General features: G+C 43.0%; 21 protein-coding genes. 12 read left to right on the forward strand and 9 right to left on the reverse strand.

The features are described 5' to 3' along the window. Positions 1–17: 17 nt before the first annotated feature. Both ACSAZL_RS08060 and ACSAZL_RS08065 read right to left on the reverse strand, forming a co-directional pair. Positions 18–140 carry a hypothetical protein gene (locus ACSAZL_RS08060; RefSeq protein WP_440948173.1) on the reverse strand — a complete coding sequence of 41 codons (123 nt, stop codon included), beginning with the start codon at positions 138–140 and terminating at the stop codon, positions 18–20. 368 nt (positions 141–508) lie between these two features. Continuing rightward, positions 509–1,480, reverse strand: a complete 972-nt coding sequence (locus ACSAZL_RS08065; RefSeq protein WP_440948174.1) for a DMT family transporter — start codon at positions 1,478–1,480, stop codon at positions 509–511. 346 nt (positions 1,481–1,826) lie between these two features. Between ACSAZL_RS08065 and ACSAZL_RS08070 the strand changes: the two genes are divergently transcribed. The 9 genes from ACSAZL_RS08070 to ACSAZL_RS08110 all read left to right on the forward strand — a co-directional run bounded on the left by ACSAZL_RS08070 (position 1,827) and on the right by ACSAZL_RS08110 (position 10,616). Beyond that, positions 1,827–3,317, forward strand: coding sequence for an alpha/beta hydrolase family protein (locus tag ACSAZL_RS08070; RefSeq protein WP_440948175.1), 1,491 nt, complete (start codon positions 1,827–1,829; stop codon positions 3,315–3,317). Positions 3,318–3,601: 284 nt separating this feature from the next. Next, positions 3,602–4,249, forward strand: a complete 648-nt coding sequence (locus tag ACSAZL_RS08075) for a metallophosphoesterase (RefSeq protein WP_440948176.1) — start codon at positions 3,602–3,604, stop codon at positions 4,247–4,249. Between the two features lie 337 nt (positions 4,250–4,586). Next, positions 4,587–4,925 carry a hypothetical protein gene (locus ACSAZL_RS08080; protein ID WP_440948177.1) on the forward strand — a complete coding sequence of 113 codons (339 nt, stop codon included), beginning with the start codon at positions 4,587–4,589 and terminating at the stop codon, positions 4,923–4,925. A 207-nt stretch (positions 4,926–5,132) separates the two neighbouring features. Then, positions 5,133–5,519 (forward strand): hypothetical protein, encoded by a 387-nt coding sequence (locus ACSAZL_RS08085; protein WP_440948178.1) that lies wholly within the window; start codon positions 5,133–5,135, stop codon positions 5,517–5,519. Positions 5,520–5,543: 24 nt separating this feature from the next. Further along, entirely contained in the window at positions 5,544–6,350 is an 807-nt protein-coding gene (locus ACSAZL_RS08090) for an IS5 family transposase (RefSeq protein WP_440945022.1), read from the forward strand. A 104-nt stretch (positions 6,351–6,454) separates the two neighbouring features. Then, a complete protein-coding gene (locus tag ACSAZL_RS08095) occupies positions 6,455–6,805 on the forward strand; it encodes a hypothetical protein (protein WP_440948179.1) in 351 nt (116 codons plus the stop codon). A gap of 275 nt (positions 6,806–7,080) precedes the next feature. Further along, complete coding sequence (locus ACSAZL_RS08100; RefSeq protein ID WP_440948180.1) at positions 7,081–7,953, forward strand: MerR family transcriptional regulator; 873 nt, start codon at positions 7,081–7,083, stop codon at positions 7,951–7,953. A gap of 608 nt (positions 7,954–8,561) precedes the next feature. Next, a complete protein-coding gene (locus ACSAZL_RS08105; protein WP_440948181.1) occupies positions 8,562–10,223 on the forward strand; it encodes a beta-propeller fold lactonase family protein in 1,662 nt (553 codons plus the stop codon). An 81-nt stretch (positions 10,224–10,304) separates the two neighbouring features. After that, positions 10,305–10,616: a hypothetical protein gene (locus ACSAZL_RS08110; RefSeq protein ID WP_440948182.1), complete on the forward strand. Its 312-nt coding sequence runs from the start codon at positions 10,305–10,307 to the stop codon at positions 10,614–10,616. 36 nt (positions 10,617–10,652) lie between these two features. On the opposite strand, the gene ACSAZL_RS08115 is transcribed toward ACSAZL_RS08110, so the two are convergent. Both ACSAZL_RS08115 and ACSAZL_RS08120 read right to left on the reverse strand, forming a co-directional pair. Next, entirely contained in the window at positions 10,653–11,849 is a 1,197-nt protein-coding gene (locus ACSAZL_RS08115; protein WP_440948183.1) for a cytochrome-c peroxidase, read from the reverse strand. Positions 11,850–12,205: 356 nt separating this feature from the next. Continuing rightward, positions 12,206–13,063, reverse strand: coding sequence for a nicotianamine synthase family protein (locus ACSAZL_RS08120; RefSeq protein WP_440948184.1), 858 nt, complete (start codon positions 13,061–13,063; stop codon positions 12,206–12,208). A 422-nt stretch (positions 13,064–13,485) separates the two neighbouring features. Between ACSAZL_RS08120 and ACSAZL_RS08125 the strand changes: the two genes are divergently transcribed. After that, positions 13,486–14,436: a cache domain-containing protein gene (locus tag ACSAZL_RS08125; protein WP_440948185.1), complete on the forward strand. Its 951-nt coding sequence runs from the start codon at positions 13,486–13,488 to the stop codon at positions 14,434–14,436. Between the two features lie 134 nt (positions 14,437–14,570). Here ACSAZL_RS08125 and ACSAZL_RS08130 read toward each other — a convergent pair whose 3' ends face one another. The 4 genes from ACSAZL_RS08130 to ACSAZL_RS08145 all read right to left on the reverse strand — a co-directional run bounded on the left by ACSAZL_RS08130 (position 14,571) and on the right by ACSAZL_RS08145 (position 16,672). Next, positions 14,571–14,864: an ArsR/SmtB family transcription factor gene (locus ACSAZL_RS08130; RefSeq protein WP_440948186.1), complete on the reverse strand. Its 294-nt coding sequence runs from the start codon at positions 14,862–14,864 to the stop codon at positions 14,571–14,573. Positions 14,865–14,937: 73 nt separating this feature from the next. After that, positions 14,938–15,153, reverse strand: a complete 216-nt coding sequence (locus ACSAZL_RS08135) for a hypothetical protein (RefSeq protein ID WP_440948811.1) — start codon at positions 15,151–15,153, stop codon at positions 14,938–14,940. Between the two features lie 201 nt (positions 15,154–15,354). Next, positions 15,355–15,837, reverse strand: a complete 483-nt coding sequence (locus tag ACSAZL_RS08140) for a PepSY domain-containing protein (RefSeq protein WP_440948187.1) — start codon at positions 15,835–15,837, stop codon at positions 15,355–15,357. Positions 15,838–15,988: 151 nt separating this feature from the next. After that, the gene (locus tag ACSAZL_RS08145; RefSeq protein WP_440948188.1) at positions 15,989–16,672 is read right to left on the reverse strand and encodes a hypothetical protein; all 684 of its coding nucleotides are present in this window, start codon (positions 16,670–16,672) and stop codon (positions 15,989–15,991) included. Between the two features lie 664 nt (positions 16,673–17,336). Here ACSAZL_RS08145 and ACSAZL_RS08150 point away from each other — a divergent pair. Next, complete coding sequence (locus ACSAZL_RS08150; protein WP_440948189.1) at positions 17,337–18,152, forward strand: alkaline phosphatase family protein; 816 nt, start codon at positions 17,337–17,339, stop codon at positions 18,150–18,152. Between the two features lie 23 nt (positions 18,153–18,175). On the opposite strand, the gene ACSAZL_RS08155 is transcribed toward ACSAZL_RS08150, so the two are convergent. Further along, positions 18,176–19,966, reverse strand: coding sequence for a PKD domain-containing protein (locus ACSAZL_RS08155; protein WP_440948190.1), 1,791 nt, complete (start codon positions 19,964–19,966; stop codon positions 18,176–18,178). Positions 19,967–20,957: 991 nt separating this feature from the next. On the opposite strand from ACSAZL_RS08155, the gene ACSAZL_RS08160 reads away from it, so the two are divergent. Next, a complete protein-coding gene (locus ACSAZL_RS08160) occupies positions 20,958–21,512 on the forward strand; it encodes a helix-turn-helix domain-containing protein (RefSeq protein WP_440948191.1) in 555 nt (184 codons plus the stop codon). Positions 21,513–21,671 lie beyond the last annotated feature (159 nt).

Below are 21,671 nucleotides of genomic sequence, written 5' to 3' on the forward strand. Positions count from 1 at the left end.
TATTTCATCTTACTTTTTTATTCTATCTTCTTTTTTATTTCGTCACTTCTTCCGAACGCTACAGGTCTGTTATCATTGATTGGTATAGCAATTCCGGGTCCCGTGCTGGAAGCTTTAAGTTTTCGTTCCCTGAGCCTCACCAAACCCCGGCCGGCCAGTCGTCTGGAGAATAATCGCCCGACAAAGGTGCACTGCAATTAAGAGAATACTTTCCTTAACTCCGGAAACTGGTTTTCAATTCAAGTAATTATCAGCGCCTCCGCCAGCTTTTCTGGAGTCCCTGAAAAAATAAACAAAAAAAGCAAAAAAGAAACAGAAGTTATCGATTCCTTGATCACTTTTCAATGTCAGTTTCTTACAGGCTCAATTAGTCGTTTTTGTTTTCTCTACTTTTTTCTTTTTTTCCTTCTTCTTGGGAAAGGCCGCTCTCCTGCGTCGAGCGGGACAGGAGCGACATAATACAGCGAATGACGTGGTACGGGTCAGAATATCTGTGAGTTAGTCTTTTTTAGTCCTCTTGAGCGAAGCGAAAAGGACCTCGTGCTCCCGAAGCGAAACTCGGGTGACGAAGCGAAACTCGGGTGGCGAAACGAACAGGATTGCGGGCTCCCGAATCACAATTCTGGCGGCTGACAAGTACAGCTGCGGCAAGCACAAGAATACATCCGGCAAGTGTACCTGATGAAAGAGCGATTCCAAGGAATACCAGATCGAAAAAAACTCCTGCAACCGGTTCTATTAAAGCAAGTAGGCTCCCGGTCTGAGATTTAAGGTTTGCAAATCCGATGGTCGTTAAAACTCCCCCTATCCCCACGGAAACGGTCCCAAAAATTATTAGAGCAGGGAAATTCGGGGTGAGTAAAGATAATGGGGTCTCGACAGCATAGGGTGCCATCAGAAGGCAGCTGATCGCAGTTCCCCAGAAAGCGATGGCAAACTCGGAATGATCTTTTTTCAGGATCCGCACGTTCATAATGATAACTGCAAGGAGCATTCCAGCAAAAAGCCCGGATGCGATCCCTATGAAACGGTTGCCGGAAAACTCGAGGTTTCCAAGTCCCTCTTCCGGGTGGATCACCAGATAAACGCCTGTAATTGCAAGGAATAGGGCTGCAATGATCTCCTTTCCGACCTTTTCTTTCAGAACAAAAGGCGAGGCCAGCATTACGTAAATCGGGGCAGTGTATTCGAGCAGAATGGCTATGGAAAAACAGGTTTCTTTTACGCACAGGAAATAAAAGAACATGTTAACAAGGACAAAGCTGTCCTGCAAGAGAAGTCTCCCTTTCTTTTTTCCGGGTTTCAGTTCTCCAAGCCTTTTCGTTGTCAGAAGATAGGTGAAAATAAAGGCAAGCCCAAAGAGCAGGCGATAAAAGATTATTGAAGTTATGGGCAGGTTGTGAATCCGGGAAAGGAATAAGCCGGTCATCCCGTAAAGAATGCAGCCAAGCAACACTGCCAGATGGGCACCTTTCTTCACCGAAACATAAGACAGGTAAACCCCCTGATTTGCTTAAATAACTTGCTGGGAAAGGCTCTATAAGTTTTCGGAGGCTTACTGTTTTAAGATATATTCAGGAACATAAAGTGATATTTATAATAGTTACGAAAGTAAGAAACTGGAAGATTTTTAAAAACAAATAGTTTCAATTTATCAAGTAAGAAAGCAGATAAAAAGGAATTAAAGTAATAAGAAGGTAAAAATTGGACATCCTGAAAAAGGATGACTCAGCTCTTGCCACAGATGGGTTAAATCGCGTTTCTTCAAAAGATAGGTGTAAAAAACAAACAGATGGGGACTTATAGTGAATCTCAAGGAATTTTTAATGGATCGTAAAATTGTAACCTTTGCAGTCTTATTGCTTGTGACCGTAACTGTCCCGGGCTGTCTCTCACAATCCGAGAATTCACAGCAGGATAACATATCTGGAGGGGAAATCGGAAACATCGAAGACGTTGAAGGCCTCTGGATGGGAAGTCTGGAGGTTCAGGGAGGACTCGAATTAAGACTTTTGTTTAATATTTCCAGCATGCCTGATGGTTCTGTTAATGCTACTATGGACAGCCTTGACCAGGGAGTTAGTGGCATCCCTGTAGAGACAGTTACTTATAAGGATGGAAATCTGCGCTTGGGAGCGAAATCTGTTGGGGGAGTTTTTGAAGGGACACTTAAAGAGGACGGAAAAACTCTCGAAGGAGAATGGAAGCAGGCCGGATTAACCCTTCCTCTTGTGCTTGACCGTATTGAGGAAAAACCTGAAACTCGCAGAGAACAGGACCCTGTTAAACCCTATCCATACGATGAGGAAGAAGTCGTTTATGAAAATACAGCGGCAGGAGTAACGCTGGCAGGGACTTTAACTCTTCCCAGGTCGGAGGGACCGTTTCCGGCAGTAATTCTCATAACGGGTTCAGGTGCCCAGAACCGGGACGAAGAGATTATGGGACACCGCCCGTTCCTTGTGCTTTCGGATTATCTGACCCGCCGGGGCATTGCCGTCCTCCGGGTTGATGACCGGGGTGTTGGAGGGTCAACCGGAAGCTTCTCGCGGGCCACTACCGAAGATTTTGCAGGGGATGTGCTTGCAGGGATTGATTACCTGAAAAGCCGCGAAGAAATAGACCCTTCCCGGATCGGGCTTATAGGGCACAGTGAAGGAGGCTTGATTGCCCCTATAGTGGCTGTGGAGTCACCTGATGTTGCATTCATAGTGCTTATGGCAGGTACGGGCATTCCCGGAGAAGAGATTCTGTACCTCCAGAATGACCTTATTTCCAGGGCAGAAGGGGTAGACAATGAAACAATAACCCTGAATATTGCTCTTATGAAAAGCATGTACTCTGTGGTAAAAGAGGAACAGGATGATACCATTGCCGCAGAAAAACTTCGGAAGCTTATAATGGATGAAGCGGCAAACATGAGTGAAGAAGAAAAACAGAATTCCGGCTACTCTGAGGCTTCTTCTGACACCTGGGTTAACGCTTCGGTCCAGACCCTGATCTCTCCCTGGATGCGCTTTTTCCTGACATATGACCCAGGCCCGACCTTAATGCAGGTGACATGTCCGGTACTTGCAATAAACGGCGAAAAAGACCTCCAGGTACCGCCTGAAGAAAACCTGCAGGCAATCGAGGAAGCTCTTAAAGCAGGAGGCAATAAAGATTACACGGTAAAGGAGTTGCCAGGGCTCAATCATTTATTCCAGACCGCTCAGACCGGGTCTCCTTCCGAGTACGCGGATATTGAAGAAACAATCTCCCCGACTGCTTTAGAAGTGATAGGGGACTGGATTTCGGAGCACACACAGGAAAAGTGACCCCAAAAGTGACCCAAAGGTGACCTCGAAAGTGACCTCGAAAGTGACCCCAAAAGTGACCCCAAAAATGACCCAAAGGTGATCTCACCGGAAAAGGAGTTTTAAAGGAATATTAGTGCACGGGAGGAAATGAAGGCATTGTACTGCCATGAAGGGGCATTTTTTCCTTCAAAATTTTTCTCCCGTATCCTTACTTCTCCTTTCCTTGATCCTTATTTTTTCCTCTATCCTTATGTTTAGCAATGGAAGGCAAATCTTTAGATTGAAAGCAATGGGGAATTTAAATGAAAGTCTACTGTGCATCTGATCTTCACATCGGTTACGAAGATGCAAACTACTCGAAAATAAAGGAGTTTTTTGAGCTGGTGAAAGCAAACGCAGACGAACTTATCCTCTGCGGGGATGTCCTGGATTTGTGGCGCTGTCCCATTGAAACTATCGAAAGCACGGAACCTATGAAAAGCACTTATGAAGCGTTACTTTCGGTAGCAGAGTTTGTTCCCACCACGATCGTCTGGGGAAACCATGATTATAAGTTGTGGAAAAAAGTAAAAATCCCCGTACGGGTTACTGATAGTTTTGTTTCAAACAACATCTATTATTGTCATGGCTGGCGATTTGATTTACAGCAGATGTTCGGGCACTGGCTGTACGGCTGGTTGGTGGACCGGTTCCCTTACCTGTATCAAAAATTAATTAAATCTCCTTTTGAATTGAAAATTGAGGACAAAAATTATCGCCAGCGCATTGAGAAGATCCATGAGAAAGCAAGAGAATTCATCAACAAAGAAAGGCTGGATTATCTGATTATGGGGCATACCCATGAGCCTGTAGGAGATGATGGTAAACTCTTTGACTGCGGGGACATGATTGACAGCCTTACCTACGTAGTGATTGAAGATGGCAGACCCAGACTTGAACAGATGCCCTGAGGAGACTAAAAACGACTCAAGATCGTTAATTCTGGTTTTCGGAAGCAGATTTGGGATTTCTAGCCAGATCAATGCTTTTTATTCAAAAATAGCAGCTCTGCAATGGTAGATGACACCCCTATCGGATCTGGAGAATATATAACACGATCTACGTTAATTTTGAATTTAGAGTGTTATAACGTTTTATGGCAGAAATTAAAGTATGATCAAGCTTTAAACTTTTTTTACTCACCTTTTTTTGGATCTTTATTATAAGAATCTTTATATTTTTACACACTCTATACTTTTTTGATTACGAGTATTCTCGTATCAAAGTAAAAAATGAGGAGGAAAATATATGGATCTTAAGAGAAAGCCAACTAAAAAGATTGTAGCATCCGGTTTTATTTTCTTGATGCTGTTAGCTCTGCTCGCAACAGGAGCCTCTGCAGCGGATCAGCTCAGGGACAGGGACCAGATCAAGGACCCGGACCAGAATCAAAACCAGGATCGCCTTAGAGACGGATCCTGTCAATCCAACGTGGTTTCCAGCTGCACTGGCGACTGTGACCAGACCAGGGACCGCCTTAGAGACGGATCCTGTCAATCCAGCGCGGTTTCCAGCTGTATCGGCGACTGTGACCGGGACCAGGATCAAAACCAGGATCGCCTTAGAGACGGATCCTGTCTTGATTAAATCTAATAAAAATAGAATTGGAAATTTCGAAAATCCCGTAGATCGGTCCATGTAAATAGCATGTAACCGATCAATAAAAATTCGGGGTTTTTCGGAATCTTCTTCAATTTCACTCTTTTTTCCTGGCATCGACTTAATGAAATTTTGAACTAAAGTTGAATCTTCTTAGTTCTTCTAAAGAGTGAACATCCTTATGAAGCAGGGGGTATGTGTACTGAACAGAGGAATAACTTGAGAGACGAGCAAAGATCAAATGGCCCCAGGAAGATTGAAACTCTTGCTGCTGAAAATAGAAAATGGTCCGGAAGTTTAACAGAAGCAGTAAAAGTGCTTATAGCACTAGTTTTCGCACTTGTGATGGCAACCATTATCCTGCTCATACTGGTGCCGGAAGTTGGCCTTCTGATGGGGAATGTTTTTGTTACGGTCTTTCCTGCAATGATAATGGCTATCAGTGTGCTAGCACTCATTTTTCTTGTAATATATCTTTATGAGGCCAGGCTGAAGGTGAGGTATGGGGGAAAGTTTAAGGAAATTAATGCCAGCCTCCAGCAGCCTTCATCGCCTCTAAGAGGCTGTCTTAAAATTAAATAATCCTTTTCTCTTGGTTTTTCTTCGATGTCAAAACGATCTATAAGGCTTCCTTATCCCAGTGATTTATCCAACAGAGAATGGAAAATAATTAATCCTTATTTTCCTGATCTCAAAACAAATCGAGGTAGAAAACGTGTTCATTCTTATCGAGAAATATTGAATGCTATCTTCTATTTGTTACGTTCTGGTTGTGCTTGGCGAATGCTACCTCACGAATTTCCACCCTGGAAAACTGTTTACCATTACTTTCGTCTTTGGCGTATTTATGGAATTTGGGAACATATCAATACTGTTCTGAGAATAGAACTGAGAATTGCATATGGTAGAGAACCAGAGCCAAGTGCTGCAATTTTAGATAGCCAATCTGTTAAAACCACAGAAACTCCAGGAGTCCGTGGGTATGATGCTGGCAAGAAAGTGAAAGGGAGAAAGCGTCACATTCTGGTAGATACAATAGGGTTACTGTTGATGGTTGTGGTTCATACAGCAGATATCCAGGATCGAGATGGTGCTAGACTTGTTCTGGAACAAGTTAATGGAGCATTCCCTCGATTACAGCTTATTTGGGCTGACGCTGGTTATTCAGGTAAACTGATTGAGTGGGTCAAGATAACATGTGGATGGGTACTAGAAATAGTTAAGCGTAGAGATAATATCAAAGAATTTCAAGTACTTCCACATAGATGGATAGTAGAGCGGACGTTTGGATGGCTAGGTAGATATCGAAGGTTAAGTAAAGACTACGAAGGATTAACAGAATCAAGTCAAGCATTGATATATGCGGCTATGATCAGAATAATGATTAAAAGAATCGCTAATATCAAGAATTAAAGAGAAGGAGAATAATTTTAAGACACGCTCTAAGAGTTGCGATCATCATTGGCATGAACCTGATATTTTTAGTTCTGGTAAATTTATTCTGGACAAGTGTGCGTGTGGTTGTAAATATCTCAGGAGATAAGCCCTCTGAAATCGTGCCATTGCTTTCACCGGAATTTGCTGAAATTCTTCCATACCTTAACCTGCTTATCATTTTGACAATTATCGCGAACCTGCTCTATCTAGTAATTAAGATCAAATGGATACCCTTTGGCATAGAAACAGCACTCGGTATTGCTTCAGCTGTCCTGTTATATGCTGTTCTAATGGTTTTTCCTTTCAATCCCGCCTTAAATTCCGGTACACTGCTTGCTATAAAATCAGGTCTTGGATTTGTACTGGTGATGACGCTGATCGGAGCCGCAAAGAATCTCCTGAAAACGATAACTCTGTTGTTGCAAAAGTAAAATCGGGAAATAGAACCGGAAGCTGTGAGCAGGATCTCCATAAACACAAGCTCCGATAAATTTCGAATTTTTTGTGTTTCTCATAACTTCTATTCCTCCTAATAACCTGATATTTGCCCTGTTCCCCTAAAAATAGCGGCAATATACCCTGAATTTCAGATGATGTCTTTCTTGCAATATCCAATAAAATACATTTTCCTCATAAAACCAAACTTTACCCCGGGGAAAAGTGAGGCAGTTTATCTAATTTCAGGGCAATTAACTGGTTGAGCAAGATGTCAGTCGATCAGATCCCAATTGGTAAATTTTCCTTCATGACCCGCCTCTCCCGGAAAGCGCTCAGGCTCTATGATAGGAAAGGGCTGCTCGTTCCGGAAATAAAAGATTCCTTTACAGGTTACCGTTACTATACAGTTTCCCAGATCGAGCAGGGAATGAAGATCAAGACCTTTACTTTCCTGGGATTCTCCCTTGAGGAAATTTCCATGCTTCTGGACGCAGAAAGCAAAGAAGATCCTGAGTTTATTGAGACCTGTTTCAGGAAAAGGCTTGATGAGGTCCGGCTGAAAGTCGAGCAGCTGCAGAAAATCGAGGGCATTTTGCAGGGCGCCTGCAAACATAGTGGAAAAGTTACGGAGATATTCAAAATGTCAGTTACAGAACCCGTTATCAAAGAGATTCCCGAACTACGAGTGTTAAGCAAGCGTGAAAAAGGGGACTTTGTGGCAACTATAGGAAAGCTAATCGGTGAAATCTGTGCATGCGTCAGCAGCCCTGAAAACCAGAGGAACCGTGTAAAAACTACAGGCCCGATAATGTTCATCTGTCACGATGAGGAATACAAAGAAACAGGCGCAGATATCGAGATTGCCCTTCCGGTTTCAGGCAGGGTCCTGGTGGAAGATCCGAAAATGGAAATAAAGACATTGCTGGCTATGAGAGCTGTTTCCGTTGTCTATCGGGGCCCGTACCCTGGAGTTGAACTAGCATACAACAGGATCTTCTCCTATACGGAGGAAAATAATCTGGAAACAATTCTACCAAGCAGGGAATTATACTTTAATGACCCTGCCGAAGTCCCGGAAGAAGAGCTGATGACAGAGGTCCAAATTCCAATCAAAGAAAAAAAGAATTCTTCTGTAGTATAATTCCTGTTTCCATAATTCATTTGAAGCTCCAGATTTCTGGAGCAGTTCTTTTTGTCTAATTCAAAAAATGCATTGTAAGTATCAATGTTAATGGAAATAAGTATCAAAGTTAAGGAAAAGATAAGATTCCCGGTGAGAAAAAGCCCGGTTTCCATGAAATATATGCAGTTGTAGAATACATTTGTTGATTTGTCGAATATGTTTTACTAAAGTCGATGTGAACTTTCAACCTCCTGTTTGATTGAATCGATATGTAATATTTAGTTTCCTTTTGCGTAAAGCAGGAGAATCTGTGAAGTATACTTTTACTTCAGATATATCTACAGGAGTCTGGCTATATAATTCAAGACTTTTTTTATTATAGAATTCGTATTTATATTTCTACAAATATTATATTTGTTCAAATAATAATATTTTACTGATACAATTTGAAATCACTTTCGCTGACCATACAAAATGAATACAAAATTTTGCCAATAATATCTTTTTTAGAAATTATTCAGATGATTGATTGGTAAAATAATATTTACGCAGCGACTCTGTCGAAGGGATGGATCAAGAACCAGATCTGAATTGTATCAAATTGATCAAGAGTCTGGGGGTATACAATGGGAGAACAAACATCTGGCATAACACAAAAGATACTTTGTGTTTTCACATTAATTTTTGTAATCTCAGCAACAACCGTAGCAGTAAGCGCAGTTAACGGGGAAACACCAGGTGAAAACGCAACAGAATCGGAAGATAACTTAACAGGACCCGAAACAACGGAACCTGAAATTAACGTAACAGAACCCGAAACGACGGAACCAGAAATTAACATAACGGAACCAGAAATTAACGTAACGGAACCAGAAACAACGGAACCTGAAATTAACGTAACAGAACCAGAAATTAACATAACGGAACCAGAAATTAACGTAACGGAACCAGAAACAACGGAACCTGAAATTAACGTAACAGAACCAGAAATTAACTTGACGGAACCAGAAACAACGGAGCCTGAAATTAACGTAACGGAACCAGAAACAACGGAACCTGAAACTAACATGACAGAACTCGAAGCTAACTTGACAGAACTCGAAGCTAATTTAACCCTACCGGAAATTAACATAACAGAACCAGAAACTAACGAGACTATACCAATTACCCTTGTACCGGGAACAATCGGAACCAGCAACGAGGTCTCTATACTTAATGAATCCACAAACACTACAACTAGGGTGAATGTAGGTCCCGATGCTGGAGGAGTTGCGGTAAATCCTGCAGGAACAAACGTGTATGTGACGAATGTAAACAACAACACGGTCTCTGTAATTGATGCAACTACAAACGATGTTAAAGCCACAGTCGATGTTGGCGAGTATCCTTCCGGAATTGCAGTGAACCCGGCTGGGACTTACGTGTATGTGACAAATATTAACAGCAACACTGTTTCTGTGATTAATGCAGCTACGAACACTGTTGCAGCCACAGTTGATGTTGGTCAGTATCCTGCTGGAATTGCAGTGCACCCGGCTGGAACATACGTGTATGTGACAAATATTAACAGTAACACTGTCTCTGTGATTAATGCAGCTACGAACACTGTTGCAGCCACAGTTGGTGTTGGAAAGTATCCTTCCGGAATTGCAGTGAACCCGGCTGGAACATACGTGTATGTGACAAATATTAACAGCAACACTGTTTCTGTGATTAATGCAGCTACGAACACTGTTGCAGCCACAGTTGATGTTGGTCAGTATCCTGCTGGAATTGCAGTGCACCCTGATGGAACACATGTGTATGTGACGAACGTTATCAGCAATACTGTCTCCGTAATTAACGTAGCTACAAACACTGTTGTAGCCACAGTTGATGTTGGCAAATACCCTGCTGGAATTGAAGTCGTGGGAACATACGTGTATGTGACGAATGTTATCAGCAATACTGTCACAATAATTAACACAATTACAAACATTGTAATAGCCACGGTGCCTGTGGGAAGCACTCCTGTTCCTGTTGGGAAATGCATGTGTCCTCTCCCGGTAATAAAACCACGTCCTGTTGCAAACTTCAACAGCAAGGTAATCTACACGGTGCAATTCACAGACCGTTCGAAATATGCAACTAAATGGTACTGGGACTTTGGAGATGGAACATATTCAACAAAGCAGAACCCACTGCACGTATACAAAAAAGCAGGAAATTACACCGTTAAACTAAGAGCAGCCAATAAATACGGTATAAACTCAAAAACTTATATAGTCAGGGTCTGCACCGGAAAGTAATGGAACAATACAAGGCAACATAAAAATAATCTAGCACCTTCAATCTTCGGATTTCAGAAGAGAAATCCAGGAATATTTCAGGTGCAGGCAAAAAAAGAAATAAGTAGAACACAGGAAAGCTGGAAGGGTAAAATTTCCGTCCAGCACTTTTTTTCCATCAAACAGAATCCCAAAAAACAGAATCCCAAAAAACAGAATCCCAAAAAACAGAATCCCAAAAAAACAGAATCCCAAAAAACAGAATCCCAAAAAACAGAATCCCAAAAAACAGAATCCCAAAAAACAGAATCCCAAAAAACAGAATCCCAAAAAACAGAATCCCAAAAAACAGAATCCCAAAAAACAGAATCCCAAAAAACAGAATCCCAAAAAACAGAATCCCAAAAAAATTAAGTGCATGCATTATGATAAGCACGCACAAGATTCGGGTTATTCAGGGATGTAGTAGCCGTCCGAGAGAGTTTTCAGGAAAGCTACAATTGCCTTCTCTTCCGACTCGTTCAGGCCCAGGTCGCCCATTTCGTCAGTATTTACATTTTCTGGAACTTCAGGCTCTGGCCAGTTCTCCACATCCCTCGTATTATAGAAGTGGACAATGTCTTCCAGGCTCTTGAAGTATCCGTTATGCCCGTATGCTTTGGGGAAAGCATTCCCAGGCTGCTGGTTTACATTCCTCAGTGTTGGGACTTTATGTTTGCCCTTATTCTCATCGGCAAGGTCCGCCCAACCTGTTGTTGCCAGGAAACCTCCGAGCCCCGGGTCAACCCAGTTCTCTCCATCAGGGTTGATCGGAGAGCCGTCATCAAGGTAGACCGTATCCATATCGTAGAAAGGATTATCCGGGTTCTTGGGAATACCCAGGTTATCGTAGGTGAAATCCGTGAATAACGGGTGATCACTATAGGGACCGGATTCACTTGGATGACACGCACTACACATGGCTTTACCGTTAAACAGCTCAAGGCCCCATTCTTCTTCCTCCGTTAACTCGACGATACCATCCTGATAGGCGTCATATTTGGAGGAAAACTGGTTTACCTCACTTGAATTCTCATAAGCTGCAATAGCCAGAGCAGTCCTATTATAATTCATATCTATCTCTTCTGGGGTCGCATAGCTTATAGGTTCACTCCAGACACTTTCCCAGAGCCCGGCATATTTCGATGTGGCTATCTGTTTCAGGACAGCTTCCTTATTTGGATTGTTCTGTTCCACCGGATTCAGAAACGGACCCATAGCCTGGTCTGCGGCGGGATTTCCAAGCATTTCACCTGTGGCTCTTCCGTCCCAGAAATTCCCTCCTACGAATAGTCCTTCATCCTCATCATAATGGAAAATCGGGCTCAAAGTGGCATACGCAGCACTTGGCGGTTTACGGTTTCCAAAACGCTGAGGCACAGCACCGCGATATACGGAACCTTTGATGTTAATACCGGCGATAGGTCCGGTAAATCCGTATTGCGGAGAATGACAGTCGGCACAGGACATGCTGTCAGGATCCGAAATCCTGTCAAAAAATATTTTTTTCCCAAGCTGTTCCTCGCCATTTAATTCTGCAGAAGCTGACCCAACAAGAACTGTCAGGAGCAGAACCAGTAAAAGTGTCCATAGCTTTATTTTTGTCAAACAAATCCCCCTTGTTATTCTGGTTTATCCCGGAAAAATCAGATGACGCAAACCGTTGAGTAAAGACGCCACCAACCATCATCCCCGGCAAAAAATTCCACAAGATACTTTTGCGAAATTTGTGCATTATATATGGACTGTATTAATAAAAACATTCCTGTAGTATGATTTAAAATATATAATCGGAGATATTAGCTAAAGAAAAAAACAAACGTTATTGCCTTCAGAATATTATTGAAAAACGAGCGGATAAAAATAAAAATCAGGTTTTATTTTTGGTACATGTTTTGCTATAAAAGTTCAGAAAATAATACAAAGAAAACTTGAATGTGTAAAAAGCGAAGGCTGTAAAGCTTTTATCTTTTTTTCTCAAGTAGCACGACGGTATTGTAGACCGGAGGTTCGGGGTATACTCTTGCCTTCTCCTCAAAACCCTCAGGAAGGTCAAAAAGGCAGTTCCCGTTTAGCAACTTACGGAGCCCTTTTTCGTAGATCCTGCAGGAGATTCTGCTTCCTGCAGGCATGACCTCCAGAAGATGCTCGAAAATCTCTTTCTTGGGTTCGGCCTGGGCGGCTATCATCAGGGCTTTTATCTCCATCTCCTGACTTAAGCTCAAATCTTTTCCATTCAGCGAGAAATGATTTCCGTTAATTATTGTGATAGCTTCGGAAAGCCCAAGTTTTTCGAGTACTTTTCTTGACAGGTCTGCTCGGGTGGGGTCCTGTTCGATCCCAACGCTTTTTATCCCGTACCGCCTGAAAAAGACGATCAGGGTCAGAGGAAGCGGGCCGCTTCCGAGAAAGAAAACCCTGTCTCCCGGGGAAAGCCCGAGGCCCTCATATTCCGTGCGGACCAGTTTGAGATAATTCCCATAAAAGGGAAAGTTTCCCAGGGCAGCCCCGGGTGAGTTACTCACAAGGATTTCGTTTGCGTGCTCGGTTTCAAGTTTCACGGTGTAGAGGTTCCTGAACCTGTTAATCTCAGTAAATGCCGGCTCCAGTTCTTTTTTCTTCAGGATTTCCCATGCAACACTGTCTTCAATTTCCAGGTTAATCAGAGACTCCAGTTTCCGAAAAAGTTCGGTGTTTCGGTTCGAGGTCCCGTAAAGGATTTCTTCATCAGGCAGATTTCTTATATCTCGATACAAACCGAGAATTTCTTCAACAATGTACTCTGGCGAAACCACGAATTTCTCACCAACTCCACTAGCCATAATAACCCCAGTAATATCTGGACATCCTGTGATATATGCCTGTTTAAAAATTATTTAAATATAGAGATTTGAAGGCTTCAGGGATCTGGGCTGTTAAATAAAATGAGGTTCGAAAGAGAGAAAATGCAGACTTTAAAGGGTTATTCAGTCACAGTATAGGCTTGAATAAAATAGATTCGCTACCTCATGAATATCAACCGATTAATGAGGAGCGCTTAAATTTATGCCTGGGCACATTTTATCCTTTTTCTAAGAGACACTAAGAAGTTACGGACAGGCAGCTCCAGAAGGCTACTTTTTTGAATTCCTCAAAATACGCAGCTAAACCGTTTAACTTAACTTTTATATATTAAAAAAGTTAAACTGTTTGACTATTAAACTGTTTAACCATTAGTGATTCCAGTTATTAGAAAGGTGTATCAATGAAGCTGTTAAAAAGACAAATTTTAGTTCTTTTTTTACTTGCCTGTATACTGGTATCTGCAGGATGTATTTCAGAGAAACCCGTAGCAGATGAAGAGAGCAGCTCGCTGGCTGACGAGGTAATCGGGACAGCTGCCGGAGAACAGGCAGGAAACCTCCGGGATGCCCCGAGTGAAGTCCTGATCCAGAAAGAGTATATTGCTTCGAAGGTCAGGGATGCTGCTGCTATTATCGAAGAAAAAGGAGAAGAATCATTTTCCGAGTTCAGGCAGCCTGAGAGTGAATGGTTCATGGATGACTTTTATATTTTTGTTTGGAAAACCGATGGTACCCGTCTCGTATATCCCCCCGACACGAGCGGGGAAGGGGAAAACATGAGTGGGCTTCAGGACTCCATGGGAAAACCTGTTGGTAGGCTCTTCATTGAAACAGCTCTCAACGACGGGGGAGAAGGCTGGGTTTCATACTACTGGCCAAAACCCGGAGAAACCGAACCGTCCCTTAAATACGCCTTCATCAGGGGAGTTTCGCCTGACGGCGAGGACTGCCTTGTAGGCTCAGGGTTCTATGCCGATGACTACATCCTGACAAAAAACCTTGACGAGTGCGAGCACTTCAGCCGGGAAGGAAACATTTACATTACCAATCTCTTTCACCCGGACCTGTATGATAGGGATGTGCACCTCAATTACAGCATCGCTCACACCATCCTCGCGTCTGGAGAGGCTCTTGCGCCTCACAGAATGAAAAACCCTGAAATCCACTACGTCCTCGAAGGGGAAGGGGTAATCTACATCGAAGACCTGCCGGTTGACCTCAGGCCCGGGGAGATGGTCTACATCCCTGCAAATGCAACTCAGTCAACCCATAACACCGGTAGCGTGAACTTTACCTTCCTTGCAATAAACGAACCTGCCTGGAGAGTGGAAAATGAGGAAATCCTCGAGTGACCCATTTGAGTTCAAATCTCGGAAAATGAAACACCAGGGATGAAGATGAGGTATCCGGTCAGGTAAAAACTACCTGCCTGGTCAAAAGTCCGATCCAGGTAACACTGGTCAAAAACCTGATTCGGGAAACTTAATTATCCAAAAATCTTTTCCAGGTCTTCCATGCCAAGAGAGACCTCAAACTCTTTTAACCGGTAAAATTTCTTGGCCCGCATGTCATCATCTTCGAGCCGCAGGTCACTTTCAACAAATCCGGCTTTTTCAAGGCGTTTCAAATGCAGGTTCACCACCTGCCTTGAGAGGTCCAGATCCTTGGCAAGCTCATACACATACCTCTCCCTTTCGGCCAGCAGGTAGAGAAGCTTTAATCGGATCGGATGGGAGAGGGCCTCGCCTATGTCCACAATCTGTTGAAGTGATTTTGTCACCTGGTGCACCCTCATATGTTCATCGATTTCCTGGCTGGAATACTCCCGAAACTCGTTTCAAGCATATTAAACTTTAGATTTCTTCCAGTTTGGATTTTATCTCTTCGACGGTCTTTTTAATTTCTTCAATGTCTTTTTCGATTTTAACAAGTCGTTCGTTATCCCTGGGAGCCGTGTAACCTGATTTATTAAGCATCACCATAACCACGCCTACAATGAGAAGGATAATAAGAAGGTTCAGGAAAAAGCCCCAGAAAGAGCCATACATGCCGTACCCCATACCGTTCAAAACTTTCACCTCGTAAAAGACCAGATTTTCTGTTTTATCCGTTTTTCCTTGTTCAATCGATTTTTTTTCTCAAATACTGATTTCAACCATAAATATAAAAAATACCCGGTAAAGGGAAGGGAATTTGTTATAAAATTAAAAACATGAAGAATCAACCTGGGGAGTTAAAACAAATAAAAAAGGATGGGTTATAGTCGGAATTTAGTTGCCATACCCCATGCAGTATCCGAAGCCACGGGCGTATCCGGACCCTCGGCCAAACCTGCCGCCTGTCTGATACCCTGCCGGAACGTCGTATCCTGTATATACTTCACCGGTGACTGCGTCGATTCTCGCCTGCTCGTAGACACCGTCCTCGTCTTCATAGGAGACTATCCACCAGCGGTTCATCTGATATATGTCGTCTTCGGTGATATCTTCATCAATTTTGGCCTGTGCGATTTCAAGAGCCTCATCTATGGTTTCAACTTCAAGCTCTACGGTTCCGTCTGCGCTGTAGTAAGGGCAAGAAGCGTAATTGCCTGCACCATACCCTGAGTCCGTATATCTGGCAGCCCATCTGTGCATTAACCCGGGTCCGTAGGTCGTTCCCGTATCATCCGAAACAACTGCACTGGCAACTGCTGCCCCGAAAGCACCTATCAGCAGTATGGCCAGGAGAATTGCGGTTATACCTTTCTTCATTTTTTCACCTTCGATTTTTGCTTTTTGTTCATGTTTTTGTTTACATTTACCCTGTAGGTAGATACTCACACCATATGTAGTGGTTATACTACATATGTGGTAGTAATGCGATATATAGCTTGTGCTCACTACTGCTGTTTTTGCTTGAAATTCAGCGGTACTTCTCGTTCAACCACCCAACAAGGGGCGGGACCCAGCAGAGATTTGCAGCAATGGTCTCAAGGGCTGTGAAGGTCTGGGTTGTCGGGCTGAACCCCATGATTCTTGCTCCAAGCAGCCCGAGAGGGACAATTATGATTATAAAAAGACTTGCAAGCATTACCGGATGGCGGACATATCTGGAAAAGCCCGCTTTCCATGACCCTTCGGTACGTTTGAGAAAGAGAATGCCTGAAATATTGGCTCCGATCTGGTCACTGAGGGCATAGAAATACGGAATATAAAAGCCTTCAACCCCATAAACATCGATCCCGGCAAGCCTGCTCCCGAAGTCAATTATCCAGGGAATGGCAATCCCGAACAACTTCCCCCAGCCATAAGCTTCTGCCATGCTCCCTTCAGCCTTTCGGAGTCGCTGGCGGATGGAAAAGATTCCTTCAAAAATGCTTTCCCCTTCTCCGGCAAGAGTCCTTACAAGCCATTGCCCTGCAGCGCTCCGCTGATATCCCTGAAAATCCAGAAAAACTCCTGCAAGAAGCCCTAAAATGTAGCCAGGAACTGTATATTTTATAAGCTCGGAAAATTCTTCCCCCGGCAATTCCTCTTCAGTAGACCCTTCATCAGGAAGTATTTCCTCGGTAGATTCTTCAAAAAACTCTTTCACTGTTGCGCCCATTTTATTCCCATCTCAAACTCATTTTTCTTCAACCGGAATATTGTGATATTCCCTTGTTATCGGTTGATGTTGTTTCCGAATGTCTGAAAAATGCTTCATCTGTCCCGAAAACCGTTTTTCAACCCAGGTATCAGGAAAGTGTCACCACCAGCTTATCTGGCTTTTTTATCTTAATCCATACAGATTTAATAACAGCTTCTATTTTTGGCTTTTCTCATCTTCTTTTCTTTTTTGTCTTTTTAGAAAGCCCTCTCTCCTGCGTTGAGCGGGACAAAAACGACACGATGCAGCTATTGACTTGAATAGGTTAGAGAGATCTATGAATTGGTTTTTTTGAGCTAGGCTACCGTTACAACCCATCGATTAGTCCGCTTGAGCTCGGTTCACTTCTTAACCCATAAATAGTCTGCTTAAGCGCAGCTCACTACTCTATCCCAAAATTGGCCCTCTTGAGTGAAGCTTCCGATTTTAACCTGCAAATTAGTCTGCTTGGGCGCAGTTCACTACTTTATCCCAAAATTGGCCCTCTTGAGCGAAGCGAAAAGGGCAGCGTACTGCAGAGCCGCAACTCTGCCGAAACAGACTGCGGACTCCCGAGGCGCAATTCGGGAAGTAGTTCAGAAAATGAATATAAATGTCATGCCATATCATATAGGGAAGATACATGAAAGTTCTGGAATGCAGTACCATTGACATTGCCCCTACAATCTCGAGATTGTTGAAAGTTCCTATGGTTCCGCCTTCGGGAAGACCGATTCCTGAGGTCGAAGAATACGTAAGTGAGAAAGACTGCAAGAGAGCAGTAATTATAGTAGTTGACAGCCTTGGATATTCTCTTTACCGGCATCTATCTCCGGTGATGAAAAACCTGCATGAATTTGCCGAAAAAGGGCTCCTGTTTAAGTGCAGGTCTCCGGCAAACATCACGTCTCCTGCAATCGCTTCAATCTTTACGGGATACCTTCCTGAGGAGCATCACATCTACTCGACAGCGGATATCTATGCTGAGACTGCAAAAAACTCTGATAATCCGAAGCTCAGAAGCATCATGGAGTGGGCTTACAGGGCAGGGATGAAGGTTGCGGCTGTGATTGAGACCGAAGGAGCCGAGAGTTTCAGGGGCAGAATAAAGGACTTTTACGGGGTCCCTAACTCTGAGGATATCCTTGATTATGACAGCCAGATAACAGAGTATGCTTTACAATCCCTCAGGGAAAAGCCCGCCATTCTGGCAGTGCATCTCAGGACCCTTGACCGTTACTCCCACAGGGCAGAGACCTGGGAGGAAATGAAAAAAGCTGCAAAAGCCATCGATGAAAACCTTGAAGCGATCTTTCGGAATGTCGAAAAAGGGACCATTTTCTTCATTTGCGGGGATCACGCCGTTCACGGGGGGAAAAAGTGGTTAAAAAATGCCACGCACGAAGAAATCAAAAACCACGAAGACAACTATGTTGCCCTGATTGTGGGCTGTTGTTGAGAATGCTCTTCCTTTGTCAGGGATCACTTTCGTTTTCTTCTGCCTCTTTTCATTAAAGAAACAATGAAAACGATTCCGGCAAGTCCGAGGAAAGAGGGTATCCAGGGGGCAATTCTTTGTTCCATTTCGGGCAAGGAGTCCCCTACGGACTCTGGTAAGGAATCATCTACAAAATCTTCGATGTTTTTCTGAACCTTGAGCGTTTCGTTTTCCAGAGCCAGTCCAGTTTCCGTGAGAATCTTTGAGCCGCTGGTGGAGATAACGGAATCTTTTATAGCTTCAAGTTCCTCTTTTTGGATAATCCTGGCATTTCCGGTCCCCTCGCCTCCGCCATTTGACTCTGATTCGGAGTTTTCAGTTACCTCTGAATTTATAAGATTCTCAGCATCGGCGATTTTATCCGCAGTACCGCTGGCATATTCTACAATAGAATTTTCCAGACTATCTGTATTCTTCTGGCTGGCGGTAAGTTCCGTGTCCACTGCTTTTTCTGATGCACCTTCATATGTTTCATTAACGATATTGCATGCATCATTTTTATCAGAGCCGCTACCTGTGTTTGCAGAGTTTTCCATACCATCCGAACTTTCAACGCTGTCGGCAGGCAGGACATTTACGACTACAGATGCCGAAGAGGTTCCATTTTCATTTGTAGCTGCAAGGGAGACCGTATAACTCCCGGGACAGCAGAAAGTATGCTCGGGCTCCGAGCAGCAGGACGTCTTGCCATCCCCGAAGTACCAGACAATGCAATCTGCATTCTCGGAAATATCAACAAATTTTATGACAAGAGGGACATGTCCGCTTGTGATGTTATATATGAATTGGGCTTTCGGGAGCATGGGGCCGGTCAGTTCGGAAGCATCCCGAACATATATCGTTACCGATGCCGAGTCACTTCCGTTTTCGTTGCTGGCGTTCAGGGAGACAACATAAGTGCCTTCACTAGAATAAGTATGCTGCGGATTCGGATAATTTGAGGAATTCCCGTCCCCGAAGTTCCAGAACCTCGAGGTGGCATCTTCGGAAAAATCCTTGAACCTTACTGCGAGGGGAGCATAACCTTCTGTAGAATCTGAAGTGAAACGGGCTTTGGGCAGTACCGGAGGTGCCTGGATATACTCCATTAAAGGCCTGTAGTCCATACTCCCGGTTTCTGAGTTGACGGTATATGGGGTATCTCCTATCCCGTCTCCGCTTTTGTCCGTCCCTTCATAATCATTCCAGTAATTGCCTTTGCTCTTATTCCAGACATTGAATTTATTATCCCTGGCATTTTCTATGTTCTCAAAGTAATTGCCGTAAATTACGTTCTCCGAAGAAGCCAGCAGTTTGAGCCCGCAGTCCTGATTTGAATATACCATGTTATTGATTAACAGGTTGTTTCTGGAGTTGAACAGGTAGATCCCTGCTTCCTGATTTGAAATTTTGTTACCCTTTATTACACAGTTTTCAACGTTGTTAAGAAAAATTCCACATCGGCCATCAGTTATCGAAAAATAGTTTATTTTTACATTGTCGGCAACAACTTCAAAAACGTAACTTGCGGGAGTATCTCCCACAATAAAGGTATCGTCAGGATTTCCGGAAGCTGACTCAATAGTTAAATTTTCCTTGTTAACGTGGACACTTTCGTTAAATTCTCCGGACTCTACAAGGATGATATCTCCAGGAGATGCTGCATCTACCGCATCCTGGATGGATTCTCCCGGCCAAACACGAAATTCTGACGCCGTTCCAGTCTCTGAAACTGAAATCAAAATAAAAATTGCCAGTAAAAAGCAGGTTCGCCTGAAAGTTTGTGTTTGTGCCATTTTAGCCCCCATGAATATCCGGGAATTTACTTAACAAGTTTTTATAAGGAAAGCATATAAAATTGTTGGTTTAAAGAAATATTAGAAAAAAGAGATTTAAATTAAAATGAATAAAAAATTAAAATGAATAAAAAATCAAAGAGGATAAAAAATAGCAATAAATATGATGTGGAAAGAAAAGCCTATTTTTTTCAGGCATATGCTTGTATAGGTTACAGGATTGGACAGGTTATGGCTTGAGCAGACTATAGAGTGTATAAACTATGGGGTTATTGGGCTGAGGAATTATATATGGTAGAGAGTTGGACGGGTTACCGGGTTATCAGGCTACAGGTTGTATAAGCCACAGATCGTATAAGCCACAGATTGTATAAGCCACAGATTGTATAAGCCACAGATTGTATAAGCCACAGTTTTGTCAGGCTATTTTGTTGTTAGGCTACTGTGTTGTTAGGTTATTTTGTTGTTAGCCTGTTGTGTTGTTGAGCTACTGCGTTATAAGCTACGAACTGGATGGACGACGTGGTTGTGCAGACTATTTGGGTTGTATGGGTTGATCGCCCCCGGATCAACGATTCCTTCATGGTTAACGGTTTCACAATCATTTACTGGGTAAAAAATTAATCACCAAGCAGTTCACCATCCACTAAACGACCCGTTGTCCACTAAACAGTCCACTATCCACTAAACAGTCCATTATCCACCAAAAGGCCCACTAGCATTATTCTCTGTTCTCTTTTTTCCTTCTGTTCTCCAGTTCTTTTTACGCATTCTGTCTCGATTATAAACTATTTTCCGTGATTATCAAACACAATTCAAAGTCTGTAAACCGTAACAACAAATGGTAATGTATATTAATGATAATTTTCAATGGTTCTGGAAGAATTTTTTTTTCCCACATGTTCAGGAAAACCTGGGCAGAGCGCAAAGGTTTTTAAGTAAATATTCAAGTTAGGTTTCTTAAATAAATTCAGTCGGAGAAGATTTCATTATGCAGGAAAAAATAAAGGAAATTGCAGCCCGTGTCCGGGAATTGCGGGAACTGTCTGAAATTTCTGTCGAAAAAATGGCAGATTATCTTCAGGTCTCGCCTGAGACCTACGAGAAATACGAAAGCGGAACAGAGGACATTTCGGCAAGCATACTTTTTGAAATTGCACACAGGCTGCAGGTAGACATGGCTACTCTTCTGACAGGAGAAGAGCCTCGCATGAATATTTTTACCGTCACAAGGGATGGAAAAGGTGTAAGTGTTGAGAGGAGAAAACAGTACAGGTATCAGAACCTGGCTGAAAAATTCATCCACAAGAAAGCGGAGTTCTTCATTGTTACGGTCGATCCCAAACCCCGGGGAACAAAACCTGAAACCAACTCCCATCCGGGACAGGAGTTCAATTATGTGCTCGAGGGAAGCCTGAAGGTCTACATCCACCATAATGAGATCATTCTTAATGAAGGGGACTCTATTTATTTCGATTCCAACTATGAACACGCTATGGAAGCCCTGGGAGGAGAACCCGCCAGGTTCCTTGCAGTCATAATGTAACTGTATTTACAACGCAACCACATTTGCGATGAGTGTGACTGTATTACATTGGGTGTAACTGCATTCTCAATGTTAACCATATTTGCAATGTAACCATATTTGCAATGTAACCATATTTGCAATGTAACCATATTGCACAGACCTGAATAATTTGTCAAA

It is taken from the genome of Methanosarcina mangrovi, from assembly GCF_052057765.1.
Taxonomy (GTDB): domain Archaea; phylum Halobacteriota; class Methanosarcinia; order Methanosarcinales; family Methanosarcinaceae; genus Methanosarcina.

What these genes read in the sequence shown, in the direction of transcription:
- ACSAZL_RS08100 (WP_440948180.1), top strand. Translation starts at nt 7,081, where the DNA reads ATGTCAGTCGATCAGATCCCAATTGGTAAATTTTCCTTCATGACCCGC.
- ACSAZL_RS08070 (WP_440948175.1), top strand. Translation starts at nt 1,827, where the DNA reads ATGGATCGTAAAATTGTAACCTTTGCAGTCTTATTGCTTGTGACCGTA.
- ACSAZL_RS08105 (WP_440948181.1), top strand. Translation starts at nt 8,562, where the DNA reads ATGGGAGAACAAACATCTGGCATAACACAAAAGATACTTTGTGTTTTC.
- ACSAZL_RS08080 (WP_440948177.1), top strand. Translation starts at nt 4,587, where the DNA reads ATGGATCTTAAGAGAAAGCCAACTAAAAAGATTGTAGCATCCGGTTTT.
- ACSAZL_RS08140 (WP_440948187.1), bottom strand. Translation starts at nt 15,837, where the DNA reads ATGAAGAAAGGTATAACCGCAATTCTCCTGGCCATACTGCTGATAGGT.
- ACSAZL_RS08075 (WP_440948176.1), top strand. Translation starts at nt 3,602, where the DNA reads ATGAAAGTCTACTGTGCATCTGATCTTCACATCGGTTACGAAGATGCA.
- ACSAZL_RS08150 (WP_440948189.1), top strand. Translation starts at nt 17,337, where the DNA reads ATGAAAGTTCTGGAATGCAGTACCATTGACATTGCCCCTACAATCTCG.
- ACSAZL_RS08125 (WP_440948185.1), top strand. Translation starts at nt 13,486, where the DNA reads ATGAAGCTGTTAAAAAGACAAATTTTAGTTCTTTTTTTACTTGCCTGT.
- ACSAZL_RS08145 (WP_440948188.1), bottom strand. Translation starts at nt 16,672, where the DNA reads ATGGGCGCAACAGTGAAAGAGTTTTTTGAAGAATCTACCGAGGAAATA.
- ACSAZL_RS08085 (WP_440948178.1), top strand. Translation starts at nt 5,133, where the DNA reads ATGTGTACTGAACAGAGGAATAACTTGAGAGACGAGCAAAGATCAAAT.
- ACSAZL_RS08120 (WP_440948184.1), bottom strand. Translation starts at nt 13,063, where the DNA reads ATGGCTAGTGGAGTTGGTGAGAAATTCGTGGTTTCGCCAGAGTACATT.
- ACSAZL_RS08155 (WP_440948190.1), bottom strand. Translation starts at nt 19,966, where the DNA reads ATGGCACAAACACAAACTTTCAGGCGAACCTGCTTTTTACTGGCAATT.
- ACSAZL_RS08160 (WP_440948191.1), top strand. Translation starts at nt 20,958, where the DNA reads ATGCAGGAAAAAATAAAGGAAATTGCAGCCCGTGTCCGGGAATTGCGG.
- ACSAZL_RS08090 (WP_440945022.1), top strand. Translation starts at nt 5,544, where the DNA reads ATGTCAAAACGATCTATAAGGCTTCCTTATCCCAGTGATTTATCCAAC.